The organism is Clostridium sp. TJA020, from assembly GCF_058310295.1.
Window position 1 is genome coordinate 192303 of the sequence record NZ_JBZEFC010000001.1, and the last position, 14050, is coordinate 206352.

At 27.4% G+C, this 14050-nt stretch carries 13 protein-coding genes; 12 read left to right on the forward strand and 1 reads right to left on the reverse strand.

Annotated features, from left to right (window positions below; all coding sequences use genetic code 11):
• The first annotated feature begins 27 nt into the window (after positions 1–27).
• The 11 genes from AC4FQ1_RS00975 (at position 28) to AC4FQ1_RS01025 (ending at position 12056) form a co-directional block, all read left to right on the forward strand.
• On the forward strand, positions 28–1332 hold the full coding sequence (locus AC4FQ1_RS00975; RefSeq protein WP_491168661.1) for a M16 family metallopeptidase: 1305 nt from the start codon (positions 28–30) through the stop codon (positions 1330–1332).
• 58 nt (positions 1333–1390) lie between these two features.
• Complete coding sequence (locus tag AC4FQ1_RS00980; protein ID WP_303127127.1) at positions 1391–1681, forward strand: YlmC/YmxH family sporulation protein; 291 nt, start codon at positions 1391–1393, stop codon at positions 1679–1681.
• Positions 1682–1699: 18 nt separating this feature from the next.
• Positions 1700–2899 carry an aspartate kinase gene (dapG, locus tag AC4FQ1_RS00985; RefSeq protein WP_303127129.1) on the forward strand — a complete coding sequence of 400 codons (1200 nt, stop codon included), beginning with the start codon at positions 1700–1702 and terminating at the stop codon, positions 2897–2899.
• A gap of 57 nt (positions 2900–2956) precedes the next feature.
• A complete protein-coding gene (locus AC4FQ1_RS00990) occupies positions 2957–3649 on the forward strand; it encodes a ClpP family protease (protein ID WP_491168662.1) in 693 nt (230 codons plus the stop codon).
• Between the two features lie 101 nt (positions 3650–3750).
• Positions 3751–6132 carry an FtsK/SpoIIIE family DNA translocase gene (locus AC4FQ1_RS00995; protein WP_491168663.1) on the forward strand — a complete coding sequence of 794 codons (2382 nt, stop codon included), beginning with the start codon at positions 3751–3753 and terminating at the stop codon, positions 6130–6132.
• Between the two features lie 98 nt (positions 6133–6230).
• Complete coding sequence (gene rimO, locus AC4FQ1_RS01000) at positions 6231–7577, forward strand: 30S ribosomal protein S12 methylthiotransferase RimO (RefSeq protein WP_491168664.1); 1347 nt, start codon at positions 6231–6233, stop codon at positions 7575–7577.
• Complete coding sequence (pgsA, locus tag AC4FQ1_RS01005) at positions 7561–8151, forward strand: CDP-diacylglycerol--glycerol-3-phosphate 3-phosphatidyltransferase (protein ID WP_491147154.1); 591 nt, start codon at positions 7561–7563, stop codon at positions 8149–8151. Before rimO ends, pgsA begins: the two co-directional genes overlap by 17 nt.
• Before the next feature lie 152 nt (positions 8152–8303).
• Positions 8304–9350 carry a recombinase RecA gene (gene recA, locus AC4FQ1_RS01010; RefSeq protein WP_491168665.1) on the forward strand — a complete coding sequence of 349 codons (1047 nt, stop codon included), beginning with the start codon at positions 8304–8306 and terminating at the stop codon, positions 9348–9350.
• Between the two features lie 295 nt (positions 9351–9645).
• Positions 9646–11190, forward strand: a complete 1545-nt coding sequence (rny, locus tag AC4FQ1_RS01015; RefSeq protein ID WP_303127141.1) for a ribonuclease Y — start codon at positions 9646–9648, stop codon at positions 11188–11190.
• 185 nt (positions 11191–11375) lie between these two features.
• On the forward strand, positions 11376–11636 hold the full coding sequence (locus tag AC4FQ1_RS01020; protein ID WP_024614742.1) for a stage V sporulation protein S: 261 nt from the start codon (positions 11376–11378) through the stop codon (positions 11634–11636).
• 159 nt (positions 11637–11795) lie between these two features.
• The gene (locus AC4FQ1_RS01025; protein ID WP_024614743.1) at positions 11796–12056 is read left to right on the forward strand and encodes an HPr family phosphocarrier protein; all 261 of its coding nucleotides are present in this window, start codon (positions 11796–11798) and stop codon (positions 12054–12056) included.
• 70 nt (positions 12057–12126) lie between these two features.
• On the opposite strand, the gene AC4FQ1_RS01030 is transcribed toward AC4FQ1_RS01025, so the two are convergent.
• Entirely contained in the window at positions 12127–12339 is a 213-nt protein-coding gene (locus AC4FQ1_RS01030; protein ID WP_303127146.1) for a DUF378 domain-containing protein, read from the reverse strand.
• 178 nt (positions 12340–12517) lie between these two features.
• Here AC4FQ1_RS01030 and purB point away from each other — a divergent pair, with 178 nt between their 5' ends.
• Positions 12518–13948 carry an adenylosuccinate lyase gene (gene purB / locus AC4FQ1_RS01035; protein ID WP_491168666.1) on the forward strand — a complete coding sequence of 477 codons (1431 nt, stop codon included), beginning with the start codon at positions 12518–12520 and terminating at the stop codon, positions 13946–13948.
• The last annotated feature ends 102 nt before the right edge of the window (positions 13949–14050 follow it).

Here is a 14050-nt window from a genome sequence, read left to right on the forward strand (position 1 = left end):
GCCTTTTTTTTACTAGAGGAGGCTTTTATGCATAAAATTTTTACACTAGAAAATGGGCTAAAAATTGTTACAGAAAAAATAGATGGGGTTAATTCGGTTAGTGTAGGAGTAATGATTCAAAATGGATCAAGAAATGAAGAATTAGAGGTAAATGGTATTTCTCATTTTATAGAACACATGTTTTTTAAAGGTACGAAAAATAGAACTGCAAAACAAATTGCAGAAGAAATCGAAAATGTAGGTGGGCAAATAAATGCTTTTACAAGTAAAGAGGTAACTTGTTATTATATAAAAACATTGCATACACATATAGATATTTCTTTAGATGTATTATCGGATATGATTTTAAATTCAAAGTTTGATGAAGAAGAAATTGAAAAAGAAAAAGGTGTAGTAATAGAAGAAATAAATATGAGTGAAGATAGTCCAGAAGATGTCTTAGATAATCTTCATTCAAAGGCAGCATTTGAAGGAAATACATTATCTTACCCTATATTAGGCAGTATAGAAAAGGTTAAGGATTTAACAAGAGATGAAATTATAAAATTTATAGATGAAAAATATACACCAAATAATTCTGTTATATCTATTTGTGGTAAATTTGATGAAGATCAAATATTAAGGCTAGTAAAAAAGTTTTTTGGAGAATGGGAAAATAAAAGTAATTATTCTCCTAAATATGAACCTTTTCAAATAAAACAAAATTCATATTTTTTAAAAAAAGAAATCGAGCAACTTCATATAAATTTAGGTTTAAAGGGCTTATCAGCAAATGATGATAAAGGATATGCATTAGTATTATTAAATAATATATTAGGTGGTGGAGCATCATCTATATTATTTCAAAAAGTTCGTGAAGAACTTGGACTTTGTTATTCTGTATATTCATATATTCAAGCTTTTCAAGAAACTGGATTAATAAGTATATATATAGGTCTTAGTAAAGAATATGCTTCAAAAGCTTTACAAGTCATAAGAAGAGAAATAGAGAATTTGGTTGAAAATGGTATAACAGAAGAACAATTAAAAATAAATAAAGAAAAGATTAAAGCTAATTATATATTAGGTTTAGAAAGCACTAGTTCTAAAATGTTTGCTAATGCAAAATCATTGCTTTTAAGAAAAAATATTAGAACTGAAGAAGAAGTTATAGAAAAAATAGATAAAATAAGTAAAAATGATATAGATTATGTTATTAATAAGTGTTTTAAAGATGGAGTTATAAACACTGCTTATGTTGGTAGTGACATAGATAAGGACTACTTAGATTCATTTATATATAAATCAACAATAGCTTATAATTATAAAAATGAAGACAAATGTAAAATATAGTAATAAAAATAAATTATACTTCATATATTTATGTATAAATATATAGGAGGTCTTACTTATGTATGTTCAAGGAGATAAAAATATAAAATATCTTAGTGAACTTGAAAAATATGAGCTTATAAATATAAATGATGGTGAAAAATACGATTATCTTCAAAATAATGATTTAGTAATTGATGAAGAAGGAAATATAAGATATTTAATAGTTGATACTACAACTTCTAAGTTTAGTATTTTTGGTGGGGCGAGAGAAGTATTAGAAATAAATTGGAATGCAGTTCAAAAGGTTGGAGCAAAAACAATAATATTAGATGCTGATGAAAGAAGTATAAAACGAGCTAAAGTATAAATTTAAGGGGGAAACGTTATGAAAATTGTAGTACAAAAATTTGGTGGAACATCTGTATCTACAAAAGAAAGAAGACAGAAAGTAATAGAAAAAGTAAAGCAAGCTATTAATAAAGGATTTTCACCCGTTGTGGTAGTTTCGGCTATGGGAAGAAAGGGAGATCCTTATGCTACTGATACATTATTATCATTAATAGAAAAAGATTTTAAAGCAACAAATAAATTAGCTACAGATCTTTTAATGTGTTGTGGAGAAATAATAAGTTCAGTAGTTATGAGTAATGAGTTATTTAAATCAGGAATAGATGCAATTCCTTTAACTGGAGGTCAGGCTGGTATAAAAACTGATAATATTTATACAAATGCTAATCATATAGATGTTAAGCCAGATCAGATATTAGATGCAGTTTCAAAAGGAAGAGTTCCTGTAATAACAGGATTCCAAGGTATGACAGAAGATGGATTTTTCACAACTCTTGGAAGAGGAGGTAGTGATACGAGTGCAGCTATTATTGGAGCAGCATTAAATGCAAATCAAATAGAGATTTATACTGATGTAGATGGAATAATGACAGCTGATCCAAGAATAGTTCAAAATGCTTCAGTTATAAATGTTATAAGTTATAATGAAGTATTCCAATTAGCAGAACAAGGTGCAAAAGTAATACATCCAAGGGCTGTAGATATTGCAATGAAGAGTAATGTTCCTCTTTTAATAAAAAATACAATGAGTGATGCAGAAGGTACTCTTATAAATAATAATGGTGATATAAATAATGATAAAATAATAACTGGTATAACTCATAGAAATAATAGAATACAAGTAAATATAAAATTAAACGAAAATAAAGATAATCAAAAATATAGAGAGGTATTAAGTTTATTAGCAGCAAATAAAATAAGCTTAGATCTTATAAATATATTCCCAGATCAACAAATTTTTACTATAGATAATGAAAGCAAAAACAATTTAGAAAATATATTAAATTCAATTAATATAAAATATTCATTAAATGAAGGATGTAGTCAAATAGCTGTAATAGGATCAAGAATGGCTGGAATACCTGGAGTTATAGCTAAGATTGTTCAAACTTTAACTGATAATAATATTGAAGTTTTACAAACAGCAGATTCACATATGACTATATGGTGTTTAATAAAAACAGAAAAAGTATCTGAAGCTATTAATGCATTACATAAATCATTTGAATTATCATAAACTAAATAAATAGTATAAAATATTTACTCTTGTACAAAATAAAAATGTATAGGAGGAATGGTTATGAGTAATGATAATGAAAAAGATAAAGAAAAGTTAGATAAAAATATTGAGGCTATAAAAGAATTTGGAAATACTGGAATAGTAAATCCTAATGAAAGAATAAGGGTATTACCAATAATAGGACAGATAGAAGGACATATTGTTTCACCAGCCCAAAATAAGGCTACGAAATATGAACATGTAATTCCACAACTTATAGAAATGGAACAAAATGAAAATGTTAAAGGCGTTCTTATAGTTCTAAATACAGTAGGTGGAGATGTAGAGGCTGGGCTTGGAATTTCTGAAATGATTAATTCAATTTCAAAACCAACTGTTTCAATAGTAATAGGTGGAGGACATTCTATAGGAGTTCCACTTGCAACTTCAGCAAGTTATTCATTTATAACTCCATCAGCCACTATGATTGTACATCCAATAAGAATGAATGGATTTATAATCGGAGTATCTCAAACTTTTGAATACTTTAAGAAAATGCAAGAAAGAATAAATGATTTTATAGTCAGAACATCTAACATAAGCAAAGAACATTTAGAAAAACTTTTAAAACAGCAAGGCGATTTATTAAATGATGTTGGAACTATATTAATAGGTAATCAGGCTGTAGAATGTGGACTTATAAATGAAGTCGGTGGTTTGAAAGAAGCGATTGCAAAATTAAATTCATTAATAGATGATAATGAGTAATTTTAAAAAATCAGCTATAATATCTTATGGCTGATTTTCTTATGTATTCATAAAGGGATTTTAGTATATTTGTAGAAAATAATAAAGTGAGGTGAGTAAATTTGGGGAAGACTAATAAAAAGAGAAATAGTAAAAAAATTAGTAAGAATACAGATATAATTGGACTTATATATATATCTTTAGGAATTCTTCTATCAGTAGCAATATATACAGATTTTGTAGGAATATTATCAAGTATTTCACAAAGAATATTTCACTTTCTAGTTGGTATTGGTATATATGTGTTACCATTATATATATTATATCTAGGTTATCAATACATAAAAAATAAGGGAGTTTTAATATTAAGCAGAAAATTTTATGGAATTACTATATATTGTTTAATACTTATATTAATTTGTTCAACTATATATATTCAAATAAGTGATGATATAGTTTCATTTAGCGATGGAATAAAAAATATAGCATCTATGAATAGTATACTTAATGGAGGAATAATAGGGTATATTTTTGCTTATCCATTATTTAAATTTTTAGGAGCTATTGGTTCTTATATAGTATATATATCATTGTTAATAATAGCTACAATGTTAACTTTTGATATTACATTACATGATTTATGTAAAGAAGTTAAAAATAAGAGTAAAAAAATTAAGCCTATAGTAGAGAAGAAAAAAGATGATAATGATTATATAGATGATACATTTATAAAAGTTGTAGAAAAAAATAATAATAAAAACAAAAATAAAGATGAATTTTTAAATGGTGTAAATAATAAAATAAAAATATTAGATTTTATGAAAAATCCAGAAGTTGATGATTTAGATGAACAAACATGCATATTTGATAATGATTATATAAGTAATGATAAAAGTAAAGAACCTTATAATTCAAAAAATTCAAAGATTCAAAAAGTTTCTTTGAATGATGAAAATAATAATAAATATAAAAATGAAAATACGGATAATTTATTTAATGAAAAAGTAAATAAAGAAATAGAAAACAATATAGAAAAAGCAACTAATAGTGAAAATAAGACATATGTATATCCAGGATTAGAATTATTAAAGATAAATAGTTCTATAAATTTAAATAATGATGACAAGCAAGAACTCATGGAAAGTGCTGATAAGCTTGAAAGTACATTAGAGAGTTTTGGAGTTGATGCAAGTGTTACTAGAGTTACAAAAGGTCCATCAGTAACTAGGTTTGAATTGCAACCAAGTCCAGGTGTTAAGGTAAGTAAAATAGTTAATTTATCAGATGATATAGCATTAGGTCTTGCAGCAACAGGAGTAAGAATTGAAGCACCAATACCAGGTAAAGCTGCAGTTGGAATAGAAGTACCAAATAGAGAGCAAACTCCAGTATTTTTAAGAGAAGTATTAGAGTCTGATGAATTTTTAAATACAAATAAAAAATTAGCTTTCTCATTGGGAAAAGATATAGGTGGAAAATGTGTTGTTGGAGATTTAAGTAAAATGCCTCATACATTAATTGCAGGGGCAACAGGATCAGGTAAAAGTGTTTGTATAAATACTTTAATTGTTAGTTTATTATACAAATATTCTCCAGATGAAGTGAAGCTTTTAATGGTTGATCCAAAAGTAGTAGAACTTAGTGTTTATAATGGAATACCACATTTATTAGTTCCAGTAGTTACAGATCCTAAAAAAGCAGCTGGAGCTTTAAATTGGGCAGTTAATGAAATGACTAGAAGATACAAATTATTTGCTGACTCAGGGGCTAGAAATATAGATTCTTATAATACTTTATTTGAAAAAGGAATAATAGAAGAGAAATTACCTTATATAGTAATTATAGTTGATGAGCTTGCTGACCTTATGATGGTATGTCCTAATGATGTGGAAGACTATATAGGAAGATTAGCTCAAATGGCAAGAGCTGCAGGTATGCATTTAGTTATAGCTACTCAAAGACCTTCAGTAGATGTTATAACAGGTGTAATAAAAGCAAATATTCCATCTAGAATATCCTTTGCTGTTTCATCACAAATAGATTCAAGAACAATATTAGACAGTGGTGGGGCAGAAAAGCTTTTAGGAAAAGGAGATATGTTATATTATCCAGTTGGATCTAGTAAACCTCTTAGAGTTCAAGGTTGTTTTATTTCAGAAGATGAAGTTGAGAGAGTTGTTGAATTTGTTAAAAATGAAGTAGAAAAAGTTGAGTATAAGGAAGAAATAATAGAACATATAAATAATGAATCAGATTCTTCCTTAAATAATATTAAAGATGAAGATAGTGATGAACTTATTGATGATGCAATAAATATTGTTGTAGAATATGGACAAGCATCCACATCTTTTTTACAAAGAAGATTAAGAATAGGTTTTAATAGAGCATCTAGAATAATGGATGAATTAGAAGAAAGAGGAGTAATATCTAAAAAGGATGGCAGTAGACCTAGACAGGTATTAGTTAAAAAAGAAGATTTAATTGCTACTGATAATTTAGAGTAACTTATTTAGAATATAGTTTTAATTAAAACTTGTAATAGGATAAAAACAGTTATAAAATAGTTAAGTAAAAGTATTTAAAAACGTAGGAGGAATAAGTTTTGGCAAAATATAAAGTAGGAATGGTTAGCCTAGGCTGCGATAAAAATAGAGTAGATTCTGAAATAATGTTAGGAATAATGAATAAAGAATATGAAATAACAAATAATCCTAAAGATGCAGATATAATAATTGTTAATACATGTGGTTTTATTGATAAAGCAAAACAAGAATCAATAGATACAATATTAGAGATGGCAAAATACAAAAAAGACTATAAATGTAAGATGTTAATTGCTACTGGTTGTTTAACTCAAAGATATGGAAATGAATTAAAAGAATTAATGCCTGAAATTGATATAATGCTTGGGGTTAATGATTATATAAAAATAGCTAAATTAATAAAGCAGTTTATGAATGAAAATGATACTAATTTAGGATTTACTGAAGTTGAGTATTCAGATGATAATATAAATGAAGGAGAAAGAATACTTACTACTAATAAAAGTACAGCATATATAAGAATAGCAGAAGGGTGTAACAATTTCTGTACTTATTGTATAATACCTAAAATAAGAGGAAAATTTAGAAGTAGAAGTATGGAAAATATACTAGAAGAGGCTAAAGCTTTAGTTAATAAAGGTGTTAAAGAATTAATTTTGATAGCTCAAGATACAACTCTTTACGGTAGCGATATATATGGAAAAAAGAGTCTTCATACACTTTTAAGTGAGCTTTCAAAAATAGAAGATTTAAAATGGATAAGAGTGTTGTATTGTTATCCAGAAGAAATATATGATGAATTAATAGAAGAAATTTCTGTTAATGAAAAGGTAGTAAATTACTTAGATTTACCTATACAACATATAAGTGATCACATATTAAAACTTATGGGCAGAAAAACTACAAAACTTGATATAACTAATAAAATAAATAAATTAAGAGAAAAAATACCTAACATAGCAATTAGAACATCTTTAATTGTCGGGTTCCCTAATGAAACAGAAGAAGATTTTAATGAACTTAAAGATTTCTTAATTGAATACAAATTGGATAAGGTTGGAGTATTTAAATATTCAAGAGAAGAAGGTACACCAGCTGCAATTATGGAAGGTCAAATAGAAGAAGATGTTAAAGAAGCACGTGAAAAAGAACTTATGATTTTACAAAGTAAAATATCAAAAGAAATAAATAGTTTGAAAATAGGTAATGTGTATGATATTCTTGTTGAAGGAAAAAATGAAGAATATTACTATGGAAGAAACTTTGAAATGGCACCAGATATTGATGGAAATGTATTCTTTACAAAACATTGTCCTGTAAGTATAGGAGAATTTGTAGAAGTAAAAATTGAGAAGAATACAGAGTATGATTTAATAGGAGTTGGTATGTGTGAATCTTGCAAATAAATTAACAGTTCTTAGAATGATATTAGTACCTGTATTTTTGATATTTATAGCTGTTAAAGGAATACCTTATGGTACATTTATTGCTACTTTTATATTTATTATAGCTTCAATTACTGATAAACTTGATGGATATATTGCAAGAAGTAGAAATCAGATAACTAATTTTGGAAAATTTATGGATCCATTAGCGGATAAATTATTAGTTACAGCAGCATTAATATCTTTGGTAGAGTATGGGGTCGTACCTAGTTGGGCAGCAGTTATAATAATAGCTAGAGAATTTGCTGTTTCTGGACTTAGAACTATAGCAGCTGCTGAAGGAAAAGTAATAGCAGCTAGTTGGTGGGGAAAAATAAAAACAGTAATACAAATAATTGCTTTAATATTACTATTAATTGAAGTTAATATAGCTCAAAGTACAGTTATGTATGAGTTTGTAGTAAAAAGCAATTTCTTAGTAAGCTTTTTTAAATATGTTCCTGATTTAGCTTTAGATTTAGCAGTATTAATAACAATAATTTCAGGATATGATTATTTTAGAAAAAACAAAAAAGTTATATCAACAAAAAAATAAGTTGATTTAAAAAAATAATATATGTCAATAATTATAAAAGTTCCTTCTATGTTAGTTGGAACTTTTATTTGCAGTTTTAGTTGACTATATAAAATATGTTATATATAATTATTTATAGAACATAAGTTCGATGAGAGGATGGTGTATTATTAATGAATATAGATGCAAATAAATTAAAAGCAATAGAAGCTGCTATGGGTCAGATAGAGAAACAATTTGGAAAAGGTTCAGTAATGAAACTTGGTGAGGAATCAACTCTAAATGTAGATTCAATATCAACAGGATGTCTAGACTTAGATATTGGACTTGGAATTGGTGGTGTTCCTAGAGGAAGAATAATAGAAATATATGGACCAGAAAGTTCAGGAAAAACTACTGTTGCACTTCATATAGTTGCAGAAGCACAAAAAAAAGGTGGAGCAGTTGCATTTATAGATGCAGAACATGCTTTAGATCCTGCATATGCAAGAAAAATAGGTGTAGATACAGAAAATCTTATAGTATCACAACCAGATACTGGTGAGCAAGCTTTAGAAATAGCAGAAGCTTTAGTACGTTCAGGAGCTATAGATGCTATAGTAGTAGATTCAGTTGCTGCACTTGTACCAAGAGCTGAAATTGAAGGAGAAATGGGAGATTCTCACGTTGGACTTCAAGCAAGGTTAATGTCACAAGCATTAAGAAAACTTGCAGGAACTATAAATAAAACAAATTGTGTTGCAGTATTTATAAACCAATTAAGAGAAAAGGTTGGTGTTATGTTTGGAAATCCTGAAACAACACCTGGTGGTAGAGCATTAAAATTCTATGCTTCAGTAAGAATGGATGTTAGAAGAATAGATTCAATAAAACAAGGTGAAAATATAGTAGGAAATAGAACAAGAGTTAAAATAATAAAAAATAAAGTAGCTCCTCCATTTAGACAAGCGGAATTTGATATTATGTATAATGAAGGTATATCAAAAGAAGGTAATATAATAGATGTGGGTGTTAAGGAAGAAATAGTTCAAAAAAGTGGTGCATGGTTCTCATATGGAGATATAAGATTAGGTCAAGGTAGAGAAAATGCTAAATCTTACCTAAAAGAAAATTCAGAAGTTGCATTAGAGATAGAAAATAAAATAAGAGAAAAACATAATTTACCATTATCTAGTCCTATTATAGAAAAAAATAATGAGATTGAAAATGAAAAAAAGTAAATATAAAAAACAAGATATATTAAAATATATCTTGTTTTTTTACTGTTAAATCTAAAAGTTAAAAGGTTTACTTAAGTTTTGAAAATTATATTATAAAAAGAGAAAAAAAGAGTATTTTAAAGAAAAATGAAAAAAATAAAAATAAAGTAATTAATATTGCTTAACTTGACATAAATTTATTTTTACTATACAATAATAACAAATACTGGTTTATCATATTCCAAAGATAACAGTGAGAAACAGTATGACACCTACTACGCTTTCTTTAAAGAAAAATAAGCTAGGGGGTGTTAATATGCAACAAATTATGCCGATAATTTTAATTGATATAATTGTGCTGTTAATATTAGGAATAGTACTTTATAAAACTATACAAAGTACATCAAGAAACAAAATAGAATCTCTTGAAAGAGATGCTGAAAAGTTAGTAGAAGATGCTAAAAAAGAAGCTGAAGCTATGAAAAAGGAAGCTATTCTTGAAGCAAAAGAAGAGGTTCATAGATTAAGAAGTGATTTGGAAAAAGATTCTCGTGAGAGAAGAAATGAAATTCAAAGGCTTGAAAGAAGAGTTTTACAAAGAGAGGAAGCTCTAGATAAAAAGAGCGATTTTCTTGAGAAAAAAGAAGAAATTATCAATGGTAGAGTTAATGAAATTAAACAGTTAGAAAAAGAAGCTAATGATCTTCACGAAAAGAGAAGAGAGGAACTTGAAAGAGTTGCTAATCTTTCAAGTGAAGAAGCACGTCAAATTTTACTAGATGAAGTAAAGAAAGAAGTTTCTCATGAATCTGCTTTACTTATAAAAGAAATTGAAAGTAAAGCTAAAGAAGAGGCTGATAAGAAGGCTAGAGAAATTATTACTACAGCTATACAAAGATGTGCAGCAGATCATGTTTCTGAATCAACTGTTCACGTTGTAGCATTACCAAATGATGAAATGAAGGGTAGAATAATAGGTAGAGAAGGAAGAAACATTAGAACCCTTGAAACTTTAACAGGAGTTGACTTAATAATTGATGACACTCCAGAAGCTGTAATTCTATCAAGCTTTGATCCTATTAGGAGAGAAGTTGCTAGAATGGCACTAGAAAAGTTAATAGTGGATGGTAGAATACATCCAGCAAGAATCGAAGAGATGGTAGAAAGAGCTCAAAAAGATGTTGAAAACGACATAAAAGAAGAAGGAGAACAAGCAACACTTGAAACTGCAGTTCACGGACTTCATCCAGAGCTTACAAGATTACTTGGTAGATTAAAGTATAGAACAAGTTATGGTCAAAATGTATTAAAACATTCCATAGAAGTTTCATACTTAGCTGGTTTGATGGCTTCGGAGTTAGGTTTAGATGTTACTCTAGCTAGAAGAGCAGGATTACTACATGATATAGGAAAGGCTGTAGATCAAGAACAAGAAGGACCACATGCTATTATTGGTTCAGACCTTGCTAAGAAATATGGAGAATCTAAATTAGTAGTAAATGCTATAGGAGCCCATCATGGGGATGTTGAAATGCAATCTTTAGAAGCAGTATTGGTTCAGGCGGCAGATGCTATATCAGCAGCTAGACCAGGTGCAAGAAGAGAAACATTGGAGGCATATATAAAGAGATTGGAGAAATTAGAAGAAATTTCAAACTCATATGAAGGTGTAGAAAAGTCATATGCCATTCAAGCTGGTAGAGAGATTAGAATTATGGTTAAACCAGAACAAATTGATGATGCTGGAGCAGTTGAGTTAGCTAGAAATCTTGCGAAAAGTGTAGAAGAACAATTAGAATATCCAGGTCAAATAAAAATCAACGTAATTAGAGAAACAAGGGCGGTTGATTTTGCTAAATAAATAATAAAGATAATTAAAATACATTTTGTTTTAAACAAAGTGTATTTTTTAATTTACTAAAAAATATAAAAAATTACAAGAAAATAAAAGGATTTTCAAAAAAAAAGTAGAATATTATACTTATACGAAAGTATATAAATTTAAAATGTAAACGATTAGTAATATATGTAGGAGGAATAATAAAAATGGAAGTATTAAAGGTTTCAACAAAATCAAATCCAAATTCAGTTGCAGGAGCATTAGCTGCAATAATAAAAGAGAAAAATATAGTAGAAATACAAGCTGTAGGAGCAGGAGCTATAAATCAAGCTATTAAAGCTATTGCTATTGCTAGAGGTTTTGTAGCTCCAAGTGGAAAGGATATAATATGTATACCTGCATTTACGGATATAGTTATAGATGGAGAAGAAAGAACAGCTATTAAATTAATAGTACAACCTAGATAAAATATTATTTTATCTAATATAAATATATTATTTAAAAATAATAATAATTTAAATTATTTAAAATAAAAGTATTGAATAGTTGAAATTTTACTAAAAAACATTTATAATGAAATGGTTAATAGGATATTAACTTAAAAAATAGTAAAGAGGTGTATTTACATGGTATCTAAAGAGGTTTTAGTTAAAAATGCTACTGGCTTACATGCTAGACCAGCAACTTTATTAGTAAAGAAAGCTTCTTCATTTAAATCAGACATAAGCTTAGAGTTTAATGGAAAGAAGGCAAATGTTAAGAGTTTAATCGGAGTTCTTTCATTAGCTGTTACTGCTAACTCAGTAGTAAACGTTATTGCTTCAGGAGATGATGAAGCTTTAGCTGCAGAAGAGATTGCAAAATTAATTGAAAACTTAGAAGATTAATTTTAAAGATTAAGGTTCCTAATTTAATTAGGAACCTTTTCTTTTATAATAAATTATGTATTATAATTTATTACTTCTGTACAAAATTACATCTAAATAATAAAGAAATTAGGTTTATTCCTGAAATGGCAACTAATACATATATTATTCTAGATATAATAGGTACACCTAAAGTTAAAAAAGTTACTAAGTTAAAATTAAGTAGTCCAACAAGTCCCCAGTTTAAAGCTCCTATTAACACAAGTAAGAAGGAAAGTTTGTCTAACCAAGTTATTTTACACATAAAAACTCCTTTAAATAAATATTATTTAAAATATATATATGAGGATATAATAAGAATAATTACTTAACTTAATGAGATTTATATAAAAATAAATAAAATGATGAAAATAAATAAAATTTATGTTATAATACGAACTATGTTAAAGTTTAATTATAATATATTCGTGTGGAGGAAAGATATGAGAAACTTATATAGTACACCTTTAAATTCAAGATATGCATCAAAAGAAATGAGTTATATTTTTTCTGATGATATGAAATTTATAACTTGGAGAAAGTTATGGGTAGCACTTGCGGAAAGTGAAAAAGAATTAGGATTAAATATAACAGAAGAACAAATTAATGAATTAAAAAAATATGTTAATGATATAAATTATGATGAAGCTATAAAAAGAGAAAAAGAAGTTAGACATGATGTAATGAGTCATGTGTATGCTTATGGACTTCAATGTGAATGTGCAAAAGGAATAATACATTTAGGGGCGACTAGCTGTTATGTTGGTGATAATACTGATGTAATAATAATGAGAGATGCGCTACTTTTAGTAAAGAAAAAAATAATAACAGTATTAGATAGATTAAGTAAGTTTGCACTTAAATATAAAGATATGCCAACATTAGGATTTACTCATTTTCAACCAGCTCAACTTACTACAGTAGGAAAGAGAGCGACACTTTGGATGCAAGATTTAGTTATGGATTTAGAAAATATAGATTTTGTATTAAGCACATTAAAATTAAGAGGGGTAAAAGGTACTACAGGAACTCAAGCAAGTTTTATGAACTTATTTAATAATGATGAAGAAAAGGTTAAGTTATTAGATAAAAAAGTTGCTGAAAAAATGGGATTTGAAAAAAGTTATGCTGTAACAGGTCAAACTTATCCAAGAAAATTAGATTCAATAGTTTTAAACACATTATCAGAGGTTGCTCAAAGTTGCTACAAGTTTAGTAATGATTTAAGATTACTACAAAGTATGAAAGAAATAGAAGAACCATTTGAAAAGCATCAAATAGGATCATCAGCTATGGCATATAAAAGAAATCCAATGAGAAGTGAAAGAATGGGTGCTTTAGCAAGATTTGTAATAGTAGATTCATTAAATCCAGCAATTACAGCATCTACTCAATGGTTTGAAAGAACTTTAGATGATTCAGCTAATAAAAGACTATCTATAGCTGAAGGCTTTTTAACTTTAGATGGAGTTCTTAATTTATATATAAACATAGCTGAAAATATGGTTGTTTATGAAAAAGTTATAAAAGCTCATGTTAATAATGAATTACCATTTATGGCTACTGAAAATATAATGATGGAAGCTGTTAAATTAGGTGGAGACAGACAAGAACTTCATGAGAGAATTAGAATTCATTCAATGGATGCTGCAAAAAGAGTTAAAGCAGAAGGTCTTGATAATGATTTAATAAAAAGAATTATTAATGATGAAAAGATAAAGCTTTCAAAAGAGCAAATAGAAAATATTATAGATCCTACTAAATTTATAGGTAGAGCGCCAAGTCAAGTTGTAGAATTTATAGATGAGTATGTAAATCCTATAATAGAAAAAAATAAAGATGCAGTTGATATAAAGAGTGAAATTACTGTTTAAAATAAAAAACTAGAAGTGTTTTGCTTCTAGTTTTTTCCTTTAATTATAATTAACTAATATGATATAATAATATTCGGTTTATTATAATTGGAAGGAGAAAAA